Source organism: Nostoc sp., assembly GCF_036919615.1.
Classification (GTDB): Bacteria; Cyanobacteriota; Cyanobacteriia; order Cyanobacteriales; family Nostocaceae; genus Nostoc.
The window spans coordinates 16155-39804 of record NZ_JBALCN010000043.1 but is presented as its reverse complement, the minus strand read 5'-3'; the positions used below and the strand labels follow the sequence as shown (position 1 = coordinate 39804).

Annotated in this window: 15 protein-coding genes, 1 tRNA gene and 3 pseudogenes; 6 read left to right on the top strand and 13 right to left on the bottom strand. The window is 40.5% G+C overall.

Features of this window, described 5'->3' with window-relative positions; all coding sequences use genetic code 11:
- The first annotated feature begins 144 nt into the window (after window positions 1–144).
- From V7K48_RS14125 to V7K48_RS14110, 4 genes and pseudogenes are all read left to right on the top strand, one after another.
- On the top strand, window positions 145–1296 hold the full coding sequence (locus tag V7K48_RS14125; RefSeq protein ID WP_335073393.1) for a glycoside hydrolase family 10 protein: 1152 nt from the start codon (window positions 145–147) through the stop codon (window positions 1294–1296).
- 12 nt (window positions 1297–1308) lie between these two features.
- On the top strand, window positions 1309–1737 hold the full coding sequence (locus V7K48_RS14120; protein ID WP_335073391.1) for a DUF2358 domain-containing protein: 429 nt from the start codon (window positions 1309–1311) through the stop codon (window positions 1735–1737).
- 65 nt (window positions 1738–1802) lie between these two features.
- Window positions 1803–2102: pseudogene (locus V7K48_RS14115) on the top strand (type II toxin-antitoxin system HigB family toxin).
- Entirely contained in the window at window positions 2086–2487 is a 402-nt protein-coding gene (locus tag V7K48_RS14110) for a helix-turn-helix domain-containing protein (protein ID WP_335073389.1), read from the top strand. The pseudogene V7K48_RS14115 and the gene V7K48_RS14110 overlap by 17 nt, the downstream one beginning before the upstream one ends.
- A gap of 171 nt (window positions 2488–2658) precedes the next feature.
- Here the strand turns inward: V7K48_RS14110 and V7K48_RS14105 are convergent, their stop codons facing one another.
- Together V7K48_RS14105 and uvrA are read right to left on the bottom strand one after the other, a co-directional pair.
- The gene (locus V7K48_RS14105; protein ID WP_335073387.1) at window positions 2659–3675 is read right to left on the bottom strand and encodes a hypothetical protein; all 1017 of its coding nucleotides are present in this window, start codon (window positions 3673–3675) and stop codon (window positions 2659–2661) included.
- Between the two features lie 114 nt (window positions 3676–3789).
- Entirely contained in the window at window positions 3790–6678 is a 2889-nt protein-coding gene (gene uvrA / locus V7K48_RS14100) for an excinuclease ABC subunit UvrA (protein ID WP_335073385.1), read from the bottom strand.
- A 182-nt stretch (window positions 6679–6860) separates the two neighbouring features.
- Here uvrA and V7K48_RS14095 point away from each other — a divergent pair, with 182 nt between their 5' ends.
- Window positions 6861–7586 carry a Uma2 family endonuclease gene (locus V7K48_RS14095; RefSeq protein WP_335073383.1) on the top strand — a complete coding sequence of 242 codons (726 nt, stop codon included), beginning with the start codon at window positions 6861–6863 and terminating at the stop codon, window positions 7584–7586.
- Window positions 7587–7854: 268 nt separating this feature from the next.
- Here the strand turns inward: V7K48_RS14095 and V7K48_RS14090 are convergent.
- The 9 genes and pseudogenes from V7K48_RS14090 to V7K48_RS14050 form a co-directional block, all read right to left on the bottom strand.
- A tRNA-Met gene (locus tag V7K48_RS14090) sits at window positions 7855–7928 on the bottom strand.
- Between the two features lie 166 nt (window positions 7929–8094).
- Entirely contained in the window at window positions 8095–10386 is a 2292-nt protein-coding gene (locus V7K48_RS14085) for a peptidoglycan DD-metalloendopeptidase family protein (RefSeq protein ID WP_335073381.1), read from the bottom strand.
- 792 nt (window positions 10387–11178) lie between these two features.
- Window positions 11179–11640, bottom strand: coding sequence for a tRNA (cytidine(34)-2'-O)-methyltransferase (locus V7K48_RS14080; RefSeq protein WP_335073380.1), 462 nt, complete (start codon window positions 11638–11640; stop codon window positions 11179–11181).
- A 392-nt stretch (window positions 11641–12032) separates the two neighbouring features.
- Window positions 12033–13172 (bottom strand): glutamate--cysteine ligase, encoded by a 1140-nt coding sequence (gshA, locus tag V7K48_RS14075; protein ID WP_335073378.1) that lies wholly within the window; start codon window positions 13170–13172, stop codon window positions 12033–12035.
- 689 nt (window positions 13173–13861) lie between these two features.
- Window positions 13862–15694 carry a hypothetical protein gene (locus tag V7K48_RS14070; RefSeq protein ID WP_335073376.1) on the bottom strand — a complete coding sequence of 611 codons (1833 nt, stop codon included), beginning with the start codon at window positions 15692–15694 and terminating at the stop codon, window positions 13862–13864.
- Window positions 15672–16375: pseudogene (locus V7K48_RS14065) on the bottom strand (AAA domain-containing protein); the annotation flags it as partial. The gene V7K48_RS14070 and the pseudogene V7K48_RS14065, both read right to left, overlap by 23 nt.
- Before the next feature lie 254 nt (window positions 16376–16629).
- Window positions 16630–16872, bottom strand: a complete 243-nt coding sequence (locus V7K48_RS14060) for a hypothetical protein (RefSeq protein WP_335073374.1) — start codon at window positions 16870–16872, stop codon at window positions 16630–16632.
- Window positions 16873–17124: 252 nt separating this feature from the next.
- Window positions 17125–17322 (bottom strand): annotated as a pseudogene (locus V7K48_RS14055) (translation initiation factor IF-2 N-terminal domain-containing protein); the annotation flags it as partial.
- Window positions 17323–17558: 236 nt separating this feature from the next.
- Window positions 17559–17768, bottom strand: coding sequence for a hypothetical protein (locus tag V7K48_RS14050; protein ID WP_335073372.1), 210 nt, complete (start codon window positions 17766–17768; stop codon window positions 17559–17561).
- A gap of 53 nt (window positions 17769–17821) precedes the next feature.
- Between V7K48_RS14050 and V7K48_RS14045 the strand changes: the two genes are divergently transcribed.
- Complete coding sequence (locus tag V7K48_RS14045) at window positions 17822–18052, top strand: hypothetical protein (RefSeq protein WP_335073370.1); 231 nt, start codon at window positions 17822–17824, stop codon at window positions 18050–18052.
- A 44-nt stretch (window positions 18053–18096) separates the two neighbouring features.
- Here the strand turns inward: V7K48_RS14045 and V7K48_RS14040 are convergent, their stop codons facing one another.
- Complete coding sequence (locus V7K48_RS14040) at window positions 18097–22578, bottom strand: translation initiation factor IF-2 N-terminal domain-containing protein (protein WP_335073368.1); 4482 nt, start codon at window positions 22576–22578, stop codon at window positions 18097–18099.
- 120 nt (window positions 22579–22698) lie between these two features.
- Window positions 22699–23616, bottom strand: a complete 918-nt coding sequence (locus tag V7K48_RS14035) for a histone deacetylase family protein (protein WP_335073366.1) — start codon at window positions 23614–23616, stop codon at window positions 22699–22701.
- Window positions 23617–23650 lie beyond the last annotated feature (34 nt).

Genomic DNA, 23650 nt, shown 5'->3' with positions numbered 1-23650 from the left:
ATATTAAAGGACGCAAATCATCTTAAGTCCAAAGGATTGGTTCGCGATGAGCTATCGCGAACCAATCCCCTTTTCCACATCCCGTGAAAAGTCAGCTTCAGTCAAGCCAAGAGGTCTAATATAATTATTTGAGACACAAATAAAATGGGCACAATAGAAACGCGTGGTATCTGGCTGACCACTACTGATAGTAAAGTTCTCAGGTCAAAGCAACGCATTGCCGAGGCGATGGATTTGCTTGCTGAGACAGGATTTAATGTGGTGTTCCCCGTTGTTTGGAACAAGGCAGTAACTCTGTATCCCAGTCAAACAATGCGGCAGACCTTTGGAGTCGAAATTGACCCTCTATGTGTAAGTCGCGACCCTTTAGAAGAAGTGGTAGTTGAGGCGCGGCGAGTTGGGTTGAAAGTCATTCCTTGGTTTGAATATGGTTTTGCCAGTTCCTACAATTTGAATGGTGGTGTACTTTTACAGAAAAAACCGGAATGGGCTGCCCATGATTGTAACGGCAACTTACTGAAGAAAAACGGCTTTGAGTGGTTGAATGCACTCGACCCTCAGGTGCAGGAATTCTTGTTAAATTTGGTGCTGGAAGTTGTGAACAATTATGGTGTGGATGGTGTCCAAGGTGACGATCGCTTCCCAGCATTACCCTGTGAAGGTGGTTATGATCAGGGAACTGTCACCCGCTATCGCCAGGAATTTGATCGTAATCCGCCACAGAACCCCAAAGACAGACAATGGTTACAGTGGCGTGCAGATATTCTCACTGAGTTCTTGGCGCGTCTCTACCGGGAGGTGAAAGCAGTTAATCCTAACTTGCTAGTAGCGATCGCACCTAATATTTATGATTGGGCATTCCAGGAATATTTGCAAGATTCACCCACATGGCTGAAGCGGGGAATAGTTGATATGATTCAGCCGCAGATTTATCGCCGTGACTTTAGGAGTTACCGTGCGATCGCTGATAAACTAGTAAACCAGCAGTTGACAGATGCAACGTTGCCGAAGTTAGCGCCGGGAATATTAATAAAGCTTGGCAGTTATTGTATTAGTCCAGAATATCTAGTGCAGGCAATTGAATACAATCGTCAACTTGGCATTCAAGGAGAGGTATTCTTTTTTTACGAAGGTTTGCGCGAGAATAATACTCTCGCTAAAGTTTTGCGAAATGGGCCTTATGCTAAGTCTGCATCATTTCCCACTCTGTTAGATTTGAGTAGGAGTAGTGTAGACGACAGCAGATCATCTTCAATTTGGCAAGGGGTGGAGAGGTTGTTAAAAAAGTTTTTTTAAGGGAAAAGGCGCATGGAATTTAAATTGCCAGTGGAACGGGTAATTAAGACTCTAAAACAGGATTTACCAACACTTTTTCAAAAAGATATCTCCTATGACATCTATACACAGGATATCTATTTTAAAGACCCGGTAAATACATTCAAATACAAATTTAACTATCGCATTATATTTTGGACTTTGCGATTTCACGCTCGGCTATTTTTTACCCAAATTTACTTTGATGTGCATGAAGTTTATCAGTCAGCAGAAGACACAATTTTAGCAAATTGGACAGTGCGGGGAGTGTTACGCGTTCCCTGGAAAGCTGGTTTGCTTTTTAATGGCTATTCAACGTATAAACTCAACCAAAATAATTTGATATACGAGCATATCGACACCTGGGATAGAAAGCCAGGGGAAATTTTAAAGCAGTTTTGGCAAAAAGGAGGAGAGAGCTAATTTAAATACATAGTGAGCTAAAAATCTATCCAGAGCAAGCTGATAAACGCCGAAATAAGAAATTAATGCACGTCATCAGTCGCAAAAAGCTATGACAATTCTGCCAAAAACACGCTGATTGCTATGAAACACTTGATGACTGGTACATAACTGCTAGTAAAGCAGACTGGGGTAATTTGCTAGAAGTTCAAACTATTTATCCGAAAGCCGAAGCAGTAGGCGAGTTTATAGTTTTTAACATCAAAGGTAATAAATACCGCTTAATTGCTAGTATTAACTATGAAAAGCAAGTCATTTATATAAAATATGTCTTAACTCATGCTGAATATGACAAAGACTCCTGGAAAAATGACCCTTACTTTTAACTCAGACATTTACAGCCAATTGCTGTCTCAACATCAACCTCGGATTATCAAGACAGAAGAGGAAAACGAGAAGTTTTTAGAAACTGTTGAAGAACTGCTATCTCGTTCTCATCTGACTCCTGAAGAAGATGCTTTGTTGGAATTATTGGTAAAACTGATTGAGGATTTTGAAGATAAGCACTATCAGCTTAATGTTTCAACACCTCGCTCAAGACTCAAGCATTTGATGGAAGCTAGGAGTTTGGAACAAGCTGATTTGGTAGAAATTCTTGGTTCAAGCGAGATTGTTGCTAAAGTCATTAATGGCGAGTTAGAAATGACGAAAGAACAAGCTGAGGTTTTGGGAAAGTTTTTTCACATTGATGCAAGTTTGTTTATTTTATAAGCTGATTTTTCAGGCTTTTATAAGTTTACGAATGCTAATTACCTTATCAAAACCTAACTTTTATCTTTTAACCTCAATTATTCTATTTCTAGAGTGATAAAATAAAGAAAGTTTACATAATAAAACACAATAACTACTTCTTTATACTAAGTGCAGTTTCATCTACTCAAGCTATGATATTGCTTCTACTGTAAGTTCTTCTTCAAAAATAGTGAATTTTTGTAATTTACCTTTAATTTTACTAGCACTTTTAGTATTAAATTGATATATATTAACAGTAATAATAAAATATGTTTTTCCATTAAAAAGTATTCTGACTGGAAAATTAGAGTTTCCATAATTTGTAACTATATCTATTTCAGCACTATCAAAATTGAATAAGAATAAATAGCCTATCGATTTATTGTAATCATTTGCATATTTAACTATTTGTCTGAAGCCATCTATTATTCTATTCTTACCATAATTATTATTATTTCTATCAAAAATTTTGACTTCTAGTATCAATGGATCTTTGGTATTTAAAAGACTTACTATATCTGCTTCACCCGATGGCGATGGAGGTTGTGATAATGGATAATCAATACCTTGATCAAATAGAAACTTTCTTAAATTTTTATCTAAAACTTTCTCTTGTTTACCTTGTTTATCTGAATTACCTTGATTATCCTCATAAAGTTTGCGAAGTTCCTCTTTAAAAAACCATTCACATCGTTGCTTGTATTTTTCTAACAAATATAAAACTGTACTACTCTCATCAAGTTTATCTTGGATGTAATATACTAATGGATCAATATATTGAGATACAAACAATCTTGGTCTTTCTGATGGCTGCATAGTGCCATCAATCACAGAGGAATTTAAATATAAAGGTGTATCATCTTCTTGTAAGATTTTTAATAAATTATAGTGATATATAACACGCTCAGTTTCACTTAGAAACTTTTTATTTTCAAATATATGAAAAAGCATCCCACCTCTTAGTGCATCTCTACATTTTTCTCTAGGATTAATTCCAAAAGTATCAGTTAGTATTTGTAACTCTAATAATATAGAGTTGATAATTGATGTATTTTCTAATTTTCCTAAAAAATAATCTAGTTGTCTATGTAGTTGATTGTAATGTGCATTAGCAACTCTGTTTCTCCATTCTTCAAGATTATTACGTAGAGATTTATTAATATACATTTTGAGATTTCTAGAAAAGAATTAGATTCAATTATAAGGTGCGTTAAAGTGAAGCCAAAGACACCATTTTAAAATTATTGTATCAGGTGTGTTAGGTTTCACTAAAGCACCGTACTATTTTTTCACCGCCAGATACTGCTTCAAAACCTGCTGCAAATATTGCCCAGTATAAGACCTGGGATTTTTTGCAACTTCCTCCGGTGTCCCCACAGCAATCAATTCTCCCCCTTTGTCGCCACCTTCTGGCCCCAAATCTATCACCCAATCAGAACAACGAATTACATCTAAGTTGTGTTCAATTACTAATATTGAATTACCTTTATCTACCAACCTTTGCAATACATCTAACAATTTGTGGACATCGTAAAAAGATAACCCTGTTGTCGGTTCATCTATTAAATAAAGTGTCTTCCCTGTGGCGCGTCGAGATAGTTCTGTTGCCAATTTTACCCGTTGCGCTTCACCACCAGATAAGGTAGTCGCAGGTTGTCCTAGTTGGACATAACCCAACCCGACATCAAATAAAGTTTGCAAGCGGGCGATCGCTTTGGGAATATTTTGAAAAAAGTCTAAACTTTCCTCAACTGTCATTCTCAACACATCAGAAATAGACTTATCTTTGTACTTAACCTGCAAAGTTTCGCGGTTGTATCTTGCACCTTTACAAATTTCGCATTGCACGTAAACATCTGGGAGAAAGTTCATTTCAATAACATTCACACCCTGTCCGCTACAAGCTTCGCAACGTCCACCTTTAACGTTAAAAGAAAATTGTCCAGGTTTGTAGCCCCTAGCTTTGGCTTCTACTGTTTGTGAAAATACATCCCGAATGGCATCGAAAATTCCTGTGTAAGTTGCAGGGTTAGAACGTGGTGTGCGTCCAATAGGGGATTGATCGATAACGATCGCTTTATCAATCGCATTTAATCCCTGAATTTTATCCAAATGTCTCGGTAAGGGAACTTTCTTAGTTAAATGGTGTTGCAGAGATGGGTACAGTAACTCGTTAATCAGGGTAGATTTGCCAGAACCAGACACACCTGTAATAGAGACAAGTTTACCTAATGGAATTTCTACATCTATATTTCTTAAATTGTTGCGATGGGCATTTTTAATTCCCAAACTGCGCCCATTTCCTTCTCGGCGTTCTGCTGGTGTGGTAATTACTCGCCTTCCCGATAAATAAGCACCTGTCAAGGAATCTTCTGCTGCTAATAACGCCTGAAAATCACCTTGGGCGACAATATTTCCACCGTGAATTCCTGCACCAGGGCCAATATCAACTATGTAGTTAGCCGCACGAATTGTTTCTTCATCATGTTCAACAACAATTAATGTATTACCCAAATCACGCAATTTCGTTAAAGTTTTGAGCAACCTGCCATTATCTCGTTGATGCAAACCAATACTCGGTTCATCTAAAACGTAGAGAACTCCTGTTAAACCAGAACCAATTTGCGTTGCTAGACGAATTCGTTGGGCTTCGCCACCAGAAAGGGTCATGGCGGGACGATCAAGGGTGAGATAATCTAAGCCTACATCTAACAAAAATTGCAATCTAGCTTTGATTTCTCGGAGGACTAAATCAGCAATTTGCAACTGGCGATCGCTCAACTTGAATTGCTCAATTCTTTCTCGACAATCCCGAATTGATACTCCAGTTAATTCTAAAATTCCATATTGTCCCAACTTTACCGCTAATGCTTCTGGTTTTAATCGTTTTCCCTGACAAACTTCACACGGTTGATCAATTAAATACTGCTCTAATTTTTGCTTAACTAATTCCGAACCACCCTCATATTGCCGTTGCAAAATTGGAATAGCACCTTTAAAACTCTGTTTCCTCTGTGCCTCTGCGGCTCGTTCATCTTTATCTCCATACAAAATAATCTGCTGCTGTTCTTCTGTCAGCTTGCTCCAATTTGTCTGTAACTCAAACCCGTAAATCTGTCCCACACTATAGAGTAATTCCAGATAATAAGAATTATCTTTTTCTGACCAAGGCGCGATCGCAGCATAAACTGGCGCTTCCCAGTCGGGTATTATCAAGTCTGGCGCAAATCTTCTTAAAGTCCCGAGTCCATGACAGTGGGGACAAGCACCATAAGGCGAGTTAAACGAGAACAATCGCGGCGATAGTTCCTCCATCACCGCGCCATGTTCTGGACAAGCAAAGTTTTCCGAAAAGACTAATTCTTCTTCTTTTTCTTGTCCGTCGTCACCAAGTAAACTCACAAGAATGGTCGCAATACCACCTGATTGCTTGAGACAGGTAGACAGGGAATCAACCAAACGCTCTTGGATATCAGCCTTTTTCACCAGGCGGTCAATTACCACTTCGATGGTATGGGTAAAATTTTTATCCAATTCAATGGAATCTGACAGTTCGCGTACCTCACTATTGATCCGCACGCGGACAAAACCTTGAGATGCCAGACTTGACAAAAGCTTACGGTGTGTGCCTTTTTTTCCCCGGACAACGGGTGCAAGAATTTGGAAGCGGGTGCGATCTGGTAATTCCATGATGCGATCGCACATCTCATCGATTGTCTGGGGTGCAATACAGCGATCGCATATCGGACAATGGGGTTCACCAGCCCGACCAAACAACAGCCGCAAATAGTCGTAAATCTCTGTCACCGTACCCACGGTGGAACGGGGGTTATGAGAGGTTGACTTTTGGTCAATGGAAATTGCTGGACTTAAGCCTTCAATCGCTTCCACATCCGGCTTATCCAGTTGTCCTAAAAATTGCCGCGCGTAGGCGCTGAGGGATTCCACGTAGCGACGTTGCCCTTCAGCGAAAATGGTATCAAAGGCCAGGGAAGACTTACCAGAACCAGAAACGCCAGTAAATACAATCAGGCGATCGCGTGGCAATTCCAAGTCAATATTTTTCAGATTATGCTGCCTAGCACCCCGAATCCGAATGGTATTCTGGCTGTTGTGGCTGGGGTAGGGAAGATGTCCATTCAAGGACGCTGCTAGCTGTTGGTCTGACATATTGGGCGGCGAAGAGGGAGTTTCCTATGAAACAGTCCTTAATAATACTATCTTTAATTGGTTTGTAGTAGAACAATCGTACTGTTATAGATAGTTATTCCTCCAGATTCATGCCGCAGACATCCTTAAGAGTCTGCTAATTTGGAAGCATCCCGATAAAATATCCTTCTGAGGGCGAAGCTATGGTATCGCAAATCCAACCGCCTACCCAGCCAGAGGTCATCTACCCAGATAGTGACGGACAACCAGTGGCTAATAATACCATACAGTTTGGCTGGATTGTAGAAATTAAGCAGAATATAGAGTGGCTATTTGCTGACGATCCAAATGTATTTGTCGCCGGGGATTTATTTTGGTATCCGGTAGAGGGACGAAACAAAATTGTTAACGCCCCAGATGTGCTGGTGGTATTAGGTAGACCAAAAGGCGATCGCCTTTGCTACCAACAATGGAAAGAGGAGGGAGTTGCACCACAAGTAGTGTTTGAAATTCTTTCTCCCAGCAACACACAAACTGAAATGGACAAGAAATTACTTTTCTACGATCGCTATGGGGTAGAAGAGTACTACATTTACGATCCCGATCAAAATAATTTGCGTGGATGGTTGCGTAGTGAAGACGGTTTAGATGTCATCCCCCTAATGGAAGATTGGGTGAGTCCTCGGTTAAAAATTCGCTTTGATCGATCGTCAGAGGGTTTGCAGCTATATCGCCCTGACGGAGAACGGTTTTTAACTTATACAGAAATCTCCCGAAATGCCGAGCAAGAACGACAACGGGCGGAACTTGCAGAACAAGCCAGAAGAGATGCCATACCCCGATTATTACAAATGAATTTGAGCATCGAACAGATTGCACAAGCTTTGGCATTGTCAGTGGAAGAAGTGCAATCGCTTGCTCAGGAGTAACGCCGTGTGCAATTTTTTAATCAGGCTATTAGAAATTGAAAACGCTGCTCAAGAGCGTGCAGAACAATTAGCAGCCCAGTTAAAGAGCCTTGGGAGTCGTATCCGGAAGTTTAAGATATTCTTAGCCAGAGCGATGTCTACGACGGGCTATTCGGCGTCGCCCTGCTTCTATATTTAAACTCAGTGAGGTGGTTGAAGTACAATTACTTAAGAACCGTGCTGCGCCATCTCCTCAGCTTTATTCAACCGGACATTATATTATTTAAAGTGGCTCAGGTCGGAGTTGAACCAACGACCCCAGGCTTATGAGTCCCGTGCTCTAACCAACTGAGCTACTGAGCCAGATTTATTTAAATCATTAACTAATATAGCATACAAACTTGCTCAAGACTAGCCCCTTTGGCAATTTTGTTAGAAGTTTCATCCCTGTTGAGGTTATAGAAAGCAAAAGAGGGAGCTAAACTCCCTCAACTAACAAGGCAATAATTTAGTTACAGACATTCAAGAATTACAGGCGGTTTGGTAGGAAGGCTATTGGGTTAACAGCACCCTTACCTGATGGATGGATTTCAAAGTGGCTGTGTGGTCCAGTGCTGTGACCTGTGCTACCCATTAAAGCAATTGTTTCTCCTTGATGCACTAACTGACCAGGTTGCACTAGAATCTTGCTGTTATGACCATAGCGAGTCATGCTGCCATCGGGATGACGAATATCGACGAGGTTGCCATAACCACCATTATTCCAGCCAGCTTTTTCTATCGTACCCTCAGCTGAGGCGACAACTGGCGTACCAGTGGAGTTAGCAACGTCAATTCCTTTGTGCATTCTACCCCAGCGCCAGCCAAAGCCAGAGGTGAGAGTACCCTTCGCCGGCCATGTGTAAGCTATGGATGAGCTAGATGGAGGGGGTATAGTTTCATCAATTGCTCTGGGCAGATATTGGTCTACTGCTGCCAAAGGTGGTATCCGCATCTGTGGAGAAACTGTAGTTCCCCGCATCTTTCCTAAGGAGTCAGAGGCATTTACTCTGCCAGCAGGCGTTTTAACCCTTGTGCCAGATGGATTGCCAGAGGGAGTCCACTGACTAGCAGAGCCTAGATTGGGCAAGAAATCTGGATTTACTGGCTCGTTAGCCGGCATAGTAGCAGTGAATTGGGGCTTAATTGGCTGAATGCTATAGCTAGCTCTAATAGGTGTAGGAACTGGAATCTGTATCGCTACACTATTGGGTCGAGACGCGGGGTTGGGTACAGTGAAATTATTAGGGGTAGAAATAGGAGTGAGCATCGCAGCATTATTAGTTTCGGTAGCTGCTGCTGGCACAACTAAGTTACCAGACTGTTGAGCGCGATATTTCTGCTGTAACCTCTGGATTTCAGTTTGTAAGCCCCGCAAACGGTCGTTATTGTTATTGTTTACCCTTGCAATCCTATTTGCTGGTGTTTTCGGCTGTTGCATTTCGGCAAAAGCTGTTGGCACTGGACTTTCACCACCGACGCCATAAGAACTAGCCGTGGGGGGGGTTGTTTCTAAGGCGGTCGCACTATTTGCCTGAATCTGAACAGTTACCGGTGTAGGGACGGCAACGCTACTGTTATCAGCAATAGTTGGTGATTGTGAAGTAGGTAGATATGAGTTGGCACTACCAATGTTCACAGAGGAGGTGGCAACATGAGGAGTTTTGCTGGACTCTACAAAAATGGGCTTAGTCGCTACGGTTGCCTCAAGTTGAACAGCAGGAATAATCAGTTTTTGACTAATTTGCAGTTCATTTGGATTATTGAGGTTATTTGCCTTAACTAGTTGTGATACTGAAGTATTGTATCTGCTAGCGATCGCTGCTAGTGTATCTCCAGGCTTAACTTCGTAGGCTGTTCGAGGCGAGGACGCAATAACTGTTGGTTTAGCTGGTAGAAGTGCAGTCGTCTGTGTCTTCTGTTTTAACCTTGCTATCAGGTTTGCTTTGCTTGCATCGCCAGAAATGTTCGACTGGGCTAATACAGTTTTCTCAACTACAGTCGTCGGCTGCACCAACCCCATATCAGCTTGTGATAAATTTTTGGTCTCCCCAGACCGCAACTGCGCCAGACTTTTTCTTAAACGGTTCGATTTTTCTTGTAAGCGATTCAGTGCGAACTCTTGTTGCGCCTTAAGTTGTGCATTTATTTCACTGTTAGCTACGCCAGATGTTGCCACTGTTTGTGGCTGGGCAACTAGTGATGCATTTGTAATACCAACATTATCAGCACTAGAGTCAGACAGATTATTGACTGTTGGGAAACTAGTTTCGGCTAAGGTATGGTTCAATCCCTGTGCCACTTGGGGCTTCAGGTAGGTAGAATTTTTATAAACTGCTGTTGCTTGGGAAAACGTTTCTGATCCAGGAACTTGCAAAGACATTCCACTTGCCGCAACTTGCCATTTAGCTTCAAGCCCAGGCACTTGTGATACTGCCGTTGGTTCCACGATCACAGGATTTTCCGGCACGCTCGCTGATGAGATTGCTTGGGATTCCAGCTTTGTGGAGGCGAATTTCACCTTAGTGTCAGGAACAGCAGGAATCGAAGAAAAAGCCTTTTGGCTGCCTACAGGTACCGCTGCTTGGGCTTGATCGCTTTGCCGAGTCACCAAAAGGCTGGTTGCTCCCATAGAGATTGCCAAGCCAATCATGGCAGCTTTTGTCCGTACCCGGCGGTTAACTTTTGGATTTATCACATTTAGCAGTTCTACCGGGGCATCATCGCTGCTGGGGTTATTGTTCAACACAGCTTTTACTCTCTTTTTCAATGCTCGTTTCAAAGACGACCTCCTATGATCACTAGCGCTTAACTGACCTCGATTTTTCAGTTGGATACTAGTCAATGATTTAGATCACAACGAACGATAGATCAAGATCACATTCACCAGAGATGCTTACGCAAGATTAACCTGCTTCTCTGATTTAAACAAGTTCACACGTGTTAGCAAAACTTAAAATTTGCTGTGTTTACTTGTCCGAACCACTCCTAACACCACTTAGGACGTTTTACCCTTTACCATTGTCCGCGCTTGTCTTGCGTCAATCGCGGGGACTGGACAAACCATTTGCCTAGTCCATAGTCGCTGCTGAGAATTAAATTGCTGCGACTTCTGGAAAAGTGATGCCCCCTGCTGTAGATATCTTCAAGATATTTCTACCCAATCCGTCTTCTCAACACGAGACTTTACGTTGATTATTCCCTAAAAAACAACCGTATGAATTATCGGCTACTTTTGGGCTGCTTTCTGGCGTTCTTCGAGCCAAAATAGCTCAAATGTAAAACACAACTGGGTTTTAGCGCTTATGCTCCCTAATTTAAGATGTTTCAAATTCATCAAAATCTATCATTTCAATTTGGTAATATCCGAAGTTTTATATACAAATTTCTTATAATAACCTTCCCTTGCTTGTAAGTATCTTCCACTACAATTTGCAGATAAACCCAATTTTTAGTATATTGTTTTACATATTATTGCGGTAACTAAGAAAATTTTTGCAGCCACAAATAACTCGTCTAATAGATTTCTGGACACATCATAAGTATATTTACTTATGATTGTAAAGGTAAACAACTATTGTAAATAGCCTAACTGACGACGGGTTTCAAATAAGCTAATTGCCACACTCACTGAGAGATTCAAGCTGCGAACCCCCGGTTGGCTCATGGGAATATACAGGGTAGCATCGCAGTCTGACAGAATTGCTGGTGGTAAGCCCGTGGTTTCACTACCAAACAGTAGCCAATCATCAGGTTGAAACTGAAAGCTGACATAATTACAATTTCCACCGACAGTAAAACCCAAGCATCTGCCTCCACGCCCCTGATGTAGGGTTTTAAAGGCTTCTAGCGATTCGTGATAGTGTAGCTTGACATAAGGCCAGTAATCCAAGCCAGCTCTTTTGAGGTAGCGATCGCTAATTTCAAATCCCAAAGGACCTACCAAATGCAACTCCGTACCCGTAGCTGCACAAGTACGGGCAATATTACCTGTATTAGGAGGGATTTGCGGGTTAACTAAAACTACCTGAGGCATTATCCGTATAATTTACGTATTGTATAAAACAATCTACTGTCAATGTTAAATCTACCAAAAGGTAGAGGCTATTCATAGGTTTTATTAATAATAATCAAGCATCCTCCATCAATTATATTTTTTAAATGAAGCACAAACCCTCCCAGAGCACTGCCTAAGAGGATGTTTGGTTAAAATTAGAGAATATTAAGTTTTATGTAGAAGAAGTAGGTGCTTGTGTCTTTTAGAATTAGTGGTGTTTCCAAGAAAATTTACCATTTGTATGAAGACAGAAGATGCGGGCAGGGATTAAAGACTGGGGACTGGGAGTAAGGAGTAGGGGAGAAGAGTTTTCTCTCTGCACCCAGTACCCCTGCCTGTTTCCCCATGCCCAATGCCCCCTATCTTTTCAGTTAAGTCAGCAGGGACGAACACAATTTGTCTTCGAGTTCGATTTCGCGCTCTTGGGTGGCGACAATAGCCTGAGTGATGACGCGTTGGGTGTCAAAACCGACTGCGTGTAATTGCAACCACTGTTGAGCTTCATTGCCTTCGCGGAGGATTTTGTGTAAAGGGGAAAGGAAACAGCTAAAGCCTCGTTGTTTGGCGATCGCCCAAACATCTTGGTACATTTCAGAAATCCAATCTCTGGCTAGGATGCTTCTGCCATCTCGCCAATGCCTCAAATTAGCGTCAAGACTACCAGCAGCAGCAGCAGCTTCGTTGTCAGCAGTCAGGGTGACGAGTTCTTCACCAGAGAAGGTACTTTGGGTTAACGGATCGATGCTGGGATTTTCAATTACTTGCAACAAACGCGCTTCTAATAAGGCAGTAATGGCTAGCAAGACAATGGGATCTGTGACTAAATCACAAATTCGTAATTCTAGGCGATTTAGGTCATAGGGACGGCGATCGCCATTTGGTCGCACTGATACCCACAAATGCCGCACGTTTTGCATGGTTCCGGCAACGAGTTGATTTTCCACCCACTGGATATGATCGGCGTGGCTGGCAAATAATGGCACATGGCTAGGCGTTTGCGGGAAGACGCCCCAACGGGTGGAGTGATAGCCAGTAGCTTTGCCATCCAGGAAGGGAGATGAGGCACTGAGGGCGAGAAATAGAGGTGCTTCCATACGGATGACTCGACACGCCCGCATTAATACTTCTGGATCGCTGATACCTACATTGATATGTACGCTGGCGGTGACTACTTTCGTCCCGTAGGTGTTCTCAATGTAATCATGATAAGGGTTTGCTGGATCAGAACGCAGAAAGCGATCGCTCCCACCCAAAGATAAAGTACTCCCGGGTATCAAGGTGTAATCGCCCAAGCGATTGAGATAGTTTCGCAACTTTCGCCGGGGACGCAGCAAGGCACACAATAAATTCTCGTAATTATGGGATGGTTCGGTTATGTATTCAACGTTGCGGCTATCTGGCTCTCGCATAAATCCATCCAAAGCTGCAACAATTTTATCGGAGAGACCAACAATTTCACCTTGAGGCGTGCCAGTATACATCTCAATCTCAAAGCCTTTTAATAAGACCACCTTGTTCTCCTCAGCTCTCTCTGCCTATAAATTGTATCGAAGAAGACGAATCTCTGGATCTATCTTTAAGTCAATCAAAGCTTAAGAATCATTTAATTGCCAACTCACGCAAAATCAGAACAATAAATTTCTTGGTTGCCCCTAAGAAAATTATTAATACTTAAGTGTGAAAAATATCCTAATTATGATTTGCACACTGTACAAATAGACATCATGTATGCTAGTAAAATTCGGTCGTTTTAGTACAGTTAGCGTAGACCAAAGACACTCCGTTCTATGGGTTTTTTATTAGACATCACGTGCTACTTTAAAAGAAAAATATATAACTTTAGGTAGATATTTGTTTTGCGTGCATACCACTAGTACCGCAAGACGGAAGTCAAAAGTCAAAAGTATTATGGAATAGGCTTTTTAGAGATTTTAAATGGTTGCTCTATTTACACCGTGGCGTATTAGGGTATTAATATTACATGAAAGTAGCAAAGATGATGCTAGCAGCATCATCTTTTTGATCAGGAATAAAAGGATGTAATAGCCCTTCTCTCAAAGGAAGAGGCTAACGCTAACGTCTACACGTAGCTTGTGTTTCAGTCCTTCCCTGTGGAACGCTACGCAAACGACAGGCTTAGGAACCATCTGGGTTGAAATCCCCTTATGTAACAGTCTTCAATACGTGAATTTGGAATTGTTTAAGTATATTCCAATATAAAATCATTGGGTGAATCACTTTCTTGAACAATATTGAGACGTAGAAACTGCGCCCATACTTCATCACTAAGTAAGTTTAAAGCAATTTTAGGATTGTTAGTAGCGATCGCGCCGATAACTTTATGCCATCCCTGTTGCAATAACTCAATAAAAGTTTCATCAATTGAAACTTGACTCAGCAACGAAAGTGCCGTTTTAAAACTTGCTGATTCAGCTTGTATATTCTTCGACCTTAACCCTTGAAGTGCTACATTCAACCACACAGGCAGAAGTTCCAGCCAATTGTTTTGCTGTATCTCTTTGAGTGCAATATCTTCCATACCTAGCGCACCCCAAATGCACAAAGGCTCTATAGCAAGTTGAAAATCACGGTTTTTTAGAGCCTTTTCCCATAATTTTTGAGCGTGATTTTGGAAGCGATTAGCGATAAATTCATAGGCTTCCTTTACTTGATGGGGAATTGTAACTTTATAAACTGACTCACCGCGTGGTAGGTAGTCACCACGATAAGATAGCCAGTTATGAGACCCACAAAGATGAATTTTCTGATCAACTATTACTTCTTTAACATGGGAACCTCCTAACCAAAAAACCTGTACAGATGGTAAACCATCAGGTGTTTTTACCGCTCGAAGTTTTTTCTCTACTTCTGGTGGAATTGGTTTATCTTCATCTTCTTGTTGCCGCGAAATTCCATGTCCAATTAAAATCCAGACTCCACCATTAGCTAATTTCTGTAACAGAGTTAGAAAATTTTCATTTACAACTGCCTGATTCACCCAAGGAGAATATATTACAACTTGACCTTTTGCCGAATTTAAAACTTCTAGAAAAGCTTGAGCAATTTGTCCATCGCGTAACTGCAATACTTCACCTGTCACTGTGGGATTATTTAATTTTACACTGCTTTTTGTACTAACTTCTAGCGCCTTTTGGCGAATATTTTCGAGTCGAGCTTCTATTTCAGTGTTTTTTTGCTTGAGAATAGCTTCACGTTCAAAGTTAATGGTTTCAGTTGACAATTTACATAATGCTTGCAAAGATATTTTGCTTCCAGCGTGTAGCACATCTAACCAATTTGATGCTGACTCTAAAATTTGCTTTCCACTTCTTATTTGGATGCTCAATTTATCTTCAAGGGCATTATAGATAACAAAAAGCGATATTTTCCTCCAAATTTTTTGAGTCGAAGCTATTATTTTACACAAAGTGACAATTTTTCCCTCTTCTGGCACATGAAGTGCTAAACCTGAAGTTTGAATACTTTTTTGTATTTCTTCAAGGGGTAACACAGAAATATCAGTAATTGTATTATCAATACTTATAAAATCTGCCAAGTCAGGTAAATTTATCACTGTCTCGTTTAAGGATTCAGTTTGAAAGGTGATTTTGTCGCTTAAAGGGTCTGTGATAGCATTAAGCTGTACAGGATATGGGGGCTGTGGTACAGACCCTTTTTCATAGAATGAACGCCCTTCAGGAGTGACTGTAATTGGCGATGTTGCTGATAGAGTTTGTAATGAACGAAGAGTTGCAGTAGTAGTTTGGATAAATATAGAATCAAGCCCAAGTACAGAGGCTAATTCATCCTCTGTTGGCGGAGGTTGAAATTCGATAGCAGCGCGGATGATAAATTCTTCGAGTACGTTAAACTGGCGGGGTTCTTTGATGTTTACTTCTACAGGAGTTTGACGCAAGCTATAGCGAAATTGATGCGCTGCTAAAACTGACAAACTAGGACTTTGCGCTTCTATTTCGTCTACAAAATTTTTGAGATTGTCATCAATAGGTTTAGCTGAAGAGGTGAGAAACATCAATGAAACCTCCATGTAGACGCACGATGTTTGAAACATTGGAGTACATACTCCCGATTTGTCCACCCTGCTGAGTGAATAGCGAATGACAACCCACAATTACTAGTAGTTCTTGAGCGCGGGAAAATGTAACGTTAATCCGTTCTGGCTTTTTGGCAAATCCCACATCTCCTTTAGTATTATTGCGAACCATACTAATAATTACTACGAGTCGTTCCATACCTTGAAATCGATCTACTGTACCAGTCGTGATTTGCAGCGATGGGAAAATAGACGTTCAATTATATCAATTTCATAAATATTAAAGAATGAAGTTCCTCTAAATTCCTCTTTAGACTCATTTCCTTCAGGTATTTTTACCCATATAAGATGGTTGTCTGGTTTAATTATTTTGCCTACTTAATTATGTGCGCGTTTGGTGTCAGGCTCTAAGATACCACATTTTAGTTTCCTATCATAAAACTGATTGATTGCCCCCATAATTATGGGGTGCATTCGATATTGAATATTTAATATTTGTTTGAGGCTATCATTAGCAGTTTCAAACTTAATTTTAAACAGTGATTCTTGCAATAATTGTAATTCTGTATTTGTGCTGCCAATCTCTTGAGAAACTTCCTCTAAAGTCTTGGTGTCAAGCATAGGTGGTAATTGTCGATGGTCGCCTACTATGACTAATTTGCCAAACTCAAGCAGTATTGTGCGTAGGCGCAGCCCGTTATAGACATCGCCACTCTTACGACAAGCTCAAAGTCAACTTTCTGAGTGCAATTTATCTCGCTGCTACTGTGATTTGGCTCAACTGATGACACGCTCTAGTATTATGAGATTTGCCAGATAAATGGTAATTGGAACTTATAAGTGGATATTTTGGAATGAAAACTCGTAATACTTTCGCCACGTTAACGATTTGTGTCTTGTCAACACTCACTATTTCAGATGTAGTGAATCTGCATAAAGTCGAAGCTCAATCCATAACAGATTGTCGCAACCTTGTTACAGGTACGTACCTCACCACAAACTCTGGTAATTTCGGTTCGTTTCGTGGGATTATAACGTTCACCAAAGATGGCAACTTTTTTGCCAGTGACTCCATCCAAAGCGGTGTTCCGTCCGTCCAACCCTTTGGTAACATACAGGGCAGTTGGAAATGTATTGGAGAGAGAGATTAGTGCCACAACACTCAACTTTAATTACCAAACAGCGAAATTACCCCCTTCCATTGGCAGAGGCAATTTTCGTGCAAAGTTTGAGCCGAAAACTGGTACAGTGCAGGGAACAGCAGCACTTCGTATCTTCAATATAAACGCAAATCCGCTCGTAGATTATGCGCCGGTAGCGGGAACGTTCACTTTCATTGGGCAACGTGTAAAACCCTGATGGAACAGGCTGTAAGGCATTGATGAATTTGACCCCATGAACGGTTACCCTAATTTATTTGTGGGTGTCTTGTTTTTAGATGCAAGTTTTTCAGTAGCCAAACAGATTCGTTCTGCTTCGGATTCTGAAATCTTGCTGCTATAGCTTTTGACTGCGATGTTGAGTTGTTTGCATATTACTAGTAGCTCTTTGCTCTCCAAATTCAATTCTTTTGATAGCTCATAGATTCTGACTTGGGCGTTGTTCATCCACGCTTACCTTTGCCAACAAAGTTTTTTAAGTCTAGTATTCCCAAATGCTGGTAAGGAAAAACATCTTCAACTTCTGTTATTTTGCTAGTTTTGGGTAGTATTACCCACCAACAATAAAATTCCCGACTCCTTAGAAAAGTCGGGAATCTGAGCCTTGCAATTTTTACAAATCAAATAGTTATAAATTACGCAAAACGTCAACTAATGTAATTCGATAACAATACAAACAGGCTTCATGAAATATGAGTAGTTATATCTACCTCCTCCAAGGATGGTGGCAACTCAGAAGAACTGACGCTAGTTTCTGGTGTTGAAAGCTTATTGTCTACAATTCCATCCCATGAATAGTTGCAGATTTTAGTCCGAAGCAATGTACCAAACGTCAGGTTAATTGCTACGGCAAAGGAATCGATAAAAATTAGATTTACAAAGCGATCAATCATTAGACCTCCTTGAGCTAAATTAAGCATCAAGTGATATTTGCTTTAAACTACACATGCCACAATCTCTTTTCCAGAAATCTCTGGTATCTCAATATTTTTCGGTTAAAGGGGAAAGGGCGAATGGCATTGCAGGTAAGGGTAAGAGGAAAGAACTCAATTATTTATCGCTTGAATCTTGGAAAGAAGTGACGCTAGACGAGGAATTTCATCTCATCAGCATAACTGCCACTGATGATGCAGGCGGCTTACCTCTACCTACACGGGCTAATTTGCCCAGTAGATAGCCTCAATTTCTTCTACTAAATTTTTGAGGGTGTGATCAATTGGTTTAGCTGAAGAGGCGAGAAACATCAACAAAACCTCCATGAAGGCTTACAATATTTGAAACTTCCGAATACATGCTTCCAACTTTACCTGATTGATGGGTAAATAAATTATGACAACCCACAATAATTAGCAGTTCTTGAGCGCGAGAAAATGCAACATTTACCCGTTCTGGCTTTTTAGCAAATCCCACATCTCCTTTACTATTGTTGCGAACCATACTCACAATCACAATAGGCCGTTCCATCCCTTGAAATCTGTCTACTGTACCAGTACGAATTTCTAACGAAGGGAAAAGTTCAGATTGCAGACGTTCATCGATTTTTCTTAATTGAGCGCCATAAAATGTAATTACGGCAATTTCTTTTTTTGGTTCACCATTCGCAACTTTAGAAGCCCAAGTAGTCTCGAACTGCTGACACAAACGTTCAATCGCATCAATTTCTTGAGTATTAAAGTAAGAAGTTCCGTTTCGTTGCTCTAAAAACTGATTCTCTATAGGCGTTTTTACCCAGATAAGATGCTGAGATTCTTGAATGATTTCTCCTGCTAGATGATGTGCGCGTTTTATATCCGGCTCTAAAATACCAGATTCTAGTTTACCGTCATAAAACTGATTAATTGCACCCATAATAAATGGGTGCATTCGATACTGTGTAGTTAGCATTTGTTTGATGCTTTCATCAGCAGATTCAAACTGACTTTTGAACAGTGATTCTTCTAAGAATTGTAGTTCTTCTCGTGTATTACCAATTGTTTGAGTAACTTCTTCTAAAGTGCTAGTATCTAGCATGGGTGGTAATTGGCGATGATCGCCTACCATGACTAACTTTTTGCCTTTCAAAGCTGGGATTAGTAACTCTGGTGGAGTACACTTACTAACCTCATCAATGATGACGACATCAAAGGATTTAAATTCTTCAGAAAAACCTCTATTTGCAGCTTGAACACAAGTGATACCGACGACGTTGGCATTATCTAGATAGATCCGCCTTAAATCGTCACGATTGCCTTCAGTTGGCTGTCTTAATTTCCAGATCCAATCTTGTACAAAATTCTGATATTTTTTGAGATAGTTTTCTTCTTTTTCGAGTTGTTGCTGCCAATCTTCAAACTTAATATTTATACTGCGTAATAAATCTATATTAAACAAGTCAATAGCAGAGTTTTCTGGTTTAAATTTATCCGGGATTCTTTGCCATTCTGTCAACCACCATTTTCTTTCTACTATTAAATTGTCTGATGGCCGTGATTGTGATTTATCTTCTATTTCGCAGAGGCTAATTTGTATTTTTTGAAGCTGCTGTAGGGAAATTTCAGTTTCTTGTTTTAGTTTTGATAAATGCTCATTTAGAGAATGTTTAATCATCTCCAGCACAGCAAAAGGTTCTAATGATGAAATTAAAGTTTCAAGCTGACTGATACAACTTCCCCAGGAATTCACTTGATTTGAGAATTCTTGCGGCTGCTCCCAAATATTTGATTGTGTTGTGAGATATTTTTCAGTTAAAATCCGTAATTGAGCAGTTATATTTTGCTGTTGATTAAGTTCTTGCAAGATATTAATAACTTGTCCAAGTTGCAAATTAGCATCTTGCTGTGCTTTTTCTACCTCAGCTTGAGTAACGGATATTTGCTGTTGGCTGATTTCATTTTTCTGAAGTTCATTTAATTGTTGATGCAGATGCTGAAGCTGTTGTTCAGTTTCTGTTTTGACTTTTAAAACGCATTGACGCGCATTTGTAAGGATAATATCTAGCAGTTCTTGTGTAATGCGGGTGAGAGTAGAGTCAATGTTATTCCATTCCCATGATGCACCATAAGTCCGTTGCATTCTAATTAAAAAAACCTGGGTATTTTCAACTAGTAATTTTCGCTGTTTGGGGTTAAGTAGCTGATAATTGTTAAACTGTTGATAGATTTCTTGCCATTGGGTGCGATCGCTCTTAGATAGCACCATTGGAATCTGACTGAAATTTTGTTGTAAAAAATAGCTAAAATTATGCTGTTTTCCCCGCCTATCAGTGAAACCTCCGTCTATTTCATAAGCGATCGCCTTTGTGAATATCTCCCATTCTGGCAGGTTAATTTGATATATTCTTGGTACTATTGGTAATTTTAATGTGTTAGCAAACATCAACAAACCTAGTGGTAAGTCTACTAAATTATCTGTTAGTGGTAAGCCTGATTGCTGACAATCTTTCAAAGTTTGATACAGATGGGAAGATGCTGTAGACTTCCATTCCTTAACTGCTGAGATAATATAATCAATTTCCCGTTGGCGGTTTTCCCATATCTGGATTGTTTGCTGTAGGTTTTGCAGCTTGGTAAGATATTGCTGATAATTTGGTTGTAGCTGATTTAACGAGGCAAAATTTTGTTTGACAACCTGCACTAACCCTGCGACTTCTGACATGGCTTGACTTGCATCTTGAGCATAAGTCAAAGCAGTTTCAAATCCAGAAATTTCTATTGCTACAGTTTCACGCAACCAAACCGCTAAACCAAAAGCACCAATCACAGGACGCACAAGGCCGAGTTCATCAGTATATTTGATGGCTTTACGAACATTTGTTAAAAATTCTTTTACTAAACTGTTACCTTCTGTGTAGGGCTTAAGAAGTGGCAAAAAATCTGTAACCTCTGAAGCTTCCCAGTTGATATTTGGTACAGTATTTAGTATATTTTTTAGACCTGAAATTAGGGATTCAACCTCATTCTGTTGTTTTACAGTTTCGTTGTAAGATTTTTCTTGATTTTTAAAACTGGTCTCTACTTTTAACTTATTTTTATTAAATTTATTTTGTTGCTGATTGAATTCTTCCTCTGCTTGGAAGTAGGCTGTGAATCTTTCTGATGATGCCAGTAATTGAGTTAATATTTTTATATTTTCGAGCCGTTGCGTAAGATTGTTTTCACAGTCATTTGCTGTATTTTCTAGCCATCTGCCAATCACTTGGTCTTCTAAAAAGGGCTGTCCTTCCTCCCCAACTTTTTCGGCTCTACCCTTGCGTACAGCCCGAATCACTGGGTTGTGAACTAATCGACTCAGGGCGTTATCTACTGCTAAATTCGCTTGGGATGCAATTAAAGTGCGTCCACCGCGAAGCGCAATTTGATAGCAAATCTCGGCAATTACAGTAGTTTTACCAGTACCTGGTGGCCCTTGGATGAGAACAAGATCCTTCGCGGCAAGTACTTTTTCTACTGCTGCTTTCTGACCAGGATTAGCAGAAGATAACAACAAATCTTGTGGTTGAAGTTCGATAGTTGTTTTGATTTGTCTAGCCTGAGAAGCATCAAATAAAAAGTTGCCCAAGTAGGGATTTTGGGTGTAACCGTTATTCAAATCATCTAAAGCTTTTTTCTTCCGCTGAATCTGCTGAATATCACCAACTGCCTCAAAACACAAAAATCCAGTATCTGGCAATTTATAACGCTCTGCTGTCATATATTCAGCTAAGTCGCGCTCTAGTTTGAGGCTGATAATACAACGGTTAGAATCAACTTCTTCAACAGTTCCTAATTGACGACCGCTAATCCAATTTTTTCCAATGGGAGCAGTTTCAAAAAGCTTCAAATCCTCGTTTTTTGTGCGCCTTGCTCGTTCCCAGAAGTTTTCCACGTCGAGGGAATTTTGATAAAAGCCGTCAAGGGTGGCTGAGGCTACATCAATTTCAAAACTAATCCGCCTTTTGAAGTTATAGTTATGATTTACATAACGCACGCAAAACTGACGCGCTTTAGCGATTTTTTCTTCAATTTGCAAAAATGCTTTCCAAGCTTTAAGCTGATCTTCTGTAGGCACATGGTCACCACAAACTGGCGCGGCTGCTATGCGTTTCAATGTTGTGGGGGGAATGTCGAGATGATGCTGATGATTAGGCAGTAAACGCAAGCGACAAGGTATAGCATAGCTATCGGCGTGTCCTCGTGAAGGTTGTAACAACTGAGCCGACAGTATTTTTAAACCGCCGTGTCCATCTTTTTGTACAGCCGCTCTGAATCCTAAAGTTTTTCTTAGTTCCTCAAGTCTTGCAGGTAACTGAAAATCATCGCTATCTGTTGCTATTGTCAAATCCCAAATTTCTTCTCTTGCTTCTTTGCCCGCACCCTTGCGACGCACGTAAAATAGAGAAGGCTTTTGACCGATACATTCATACATTAACTCATTGGCGCGATCGCGCCGTTCCCTAAATTCGGGATATGATTTAAGGGCAGCTTCACCTTCAAGATGGCGGATAAAACTATCAATCGCTGAAGCGATAAACATATAGCCCCAATCTTCAGAGTTTGTTTTAGTTTTTGAGGATTTTGCTGTTAGTTTACTTACCGCTACACGAATACGTTCTGCCTCGGATTCTGAGATTGTACTGGTATGGCTTTTAATTGTAATGTTGAGTTTTTCGCAAATTCCTAACAGCTTCTTACTATCCAAATTTAATTCTTTTGCTAGTTCGTAGATTCTGAGTTTGACTTTGTTCATCCAGTACTGCCTTTGCCGACAAAGTTTTCTATTTAGGAAAATAAAACTACAGATGAACACAGATAATTCATCTTTGGTTCTAAATAATAAATTAGGATTTTTGCAAGAAGTAATGTTGCATCAAAGTTTGTACTGCTGATAAACTTCACTAGCTGCCCGATGCAGCAGGGAATGCCGCCAAACTAAGGATTTCATATCATCAGCATAACCGCCACCAATGACGCAGGCGACAGGATAACCGCTACTCGTACAGGTACTCAAAACCTGCATTTCCCGGCGAAAAATGCCAGCATCGGTTAGGGCTAATTTTCCCAAGCGATCGCCTATATGAGGATCAACACCTGCATCATAAAATACTAAATCTGGCTTGACTTTAGATAATAAATCTGCTAGGTAATTAGCCAAGGTTTGTAAATAAGCGTCATCTTCCATTCCCACCGGCAAAGGAACATCCAAATCGCTGTTTTGTTTAGTACCAGGGAAATTGACTTCGCAGTGCATGGAGAAAGTAAAAACGCTGTCGTCGTCTTGGAAGATAAAAGCGGTGCCGTCTCCTTGATGGACATCCAAATCCACAATTAGGATTTTTTGGACAAGTCCGAATTTTTGTAAAACGCGACAGGCGATCGCTAAATCGTTGAAAATACAAAAACCAGATCCATAACTGGGAAAGGCATGATGAGTTCCACCAGCCGTATTACAAGCTAAACCCTGACTTAGTGCCAGTTTCGCAGTGAGTATTGTACCACCTACCGCTACACAGGTGCGATTCACTAATGCTGGACTCCAAGGCAAACCAATACGACGCTGTGCTTTGGGATCTAGGGTTCCTTCGCAATAAGCTTGAACGTAGCTTGGAGTGTGGACTAACTCTATCAATTCTAGCGGCGGACGTTCGGGGGTGTGAAATTGTTCTTGATTAGCTACACCATCAGCTAACAGCAATTCGTAGAGTTGTCGAAACTTAGACATCGGGAAGCGATGTCCTTCAGGCAGGGGAGCAATGTAGTCTGGGTGGTAAATAATTGGCAAGTCCATAATCCAGAAAATCTCAAGCAGGTAATCCGGCAAC

Excerpts from the sequence above, each read along its gene's own strand:
- V7K48_RS14045 (WP_335073370.1), top strand. The coding sequence starts at position 17,822 with ATGCCACAATCTCTTTTCCAGAAATCTCTGGTATCTCAATATTTTTCG.
- V7K48_RS14070 (WP_335073376.1), bottom strand. The coding sequence starts at position 15,694 with ATGTTTCTCACCTCTTCAGCTAAACCTATTGATGACAATCTCAAAAAT.
- uvrA (WP_335073385.1), bottom strand. The coding sequence starts at position 6,678 with ATGTCAGACCAACAGCTAGCAGCGTCCTTGAATGGACATCTTCCCTAC.
- V7K48_RS14050 (WP_335073372.1), bottom strand. The coding sequence starts at position 17,768 with ATGATTGATCGCTTTGTAAATCTAATTTTTATCGATTCCTTTGCCGTA.
- V7K48_RS14120 (WP_335073391.1), top strand. The coding sequence starts at position 1,309 with ATGGAATTTAAATTGCCAGTGGAACGGGTAATTAAGACTCTAAAACAG.
- V7K48_RS14080 (WP_335073380.1), bottom strand. The coding sequence starts at position 11,640 with ATGCCTCAGGTAGTTTTAGTTAACCCGCAAATCCCTCCTAATACAGGT.
- V7K48_RS14110 (WP_335073389.1), top strand. The coding sequence starts at position 2,086 with ATGACCCTTACTTTTAACTCAGACATTTACAGCCAATTGCTGTCTCAA.
- V7K48_RS14095 (WP_335073383.1), top strand. The coding sequence starts at position 6,861 with ATGGTATCGCAAATCCAACCGCCTACCCAGCCAGAGGTCATCTACCCA.
- V7K48_RS14125 (WP_335073393.1), top strand. The coding sequence starts at position 145 with ATGGGCACAATAGAAACGCGTGGTATCTGGCTGACCACTACTGATAGT.
- V7K48_RS14040 (WP_335073368.1), bottom strand. The coding sequence starts at position 22,578 with ATGAACAAAGTCAAACTCAGAATCTACGAACTAGCAAAAGAATTAAAT.
- V7K48_RS14035 (WP_335073366.1), bottom strand. The coding sequence starts at position 23,616 with ATGGACTTGCCAATTATTTACCACCCAGACTACATTGCTCCCCTGCCT.
- V7K48_RS14105 (WP_335073387.1), bottom strand. The coding sequence starts at position 3,675 with ATGTATATTAATAAATCTCTACGTAATAATCTTGAAGAATGGAGAAAC.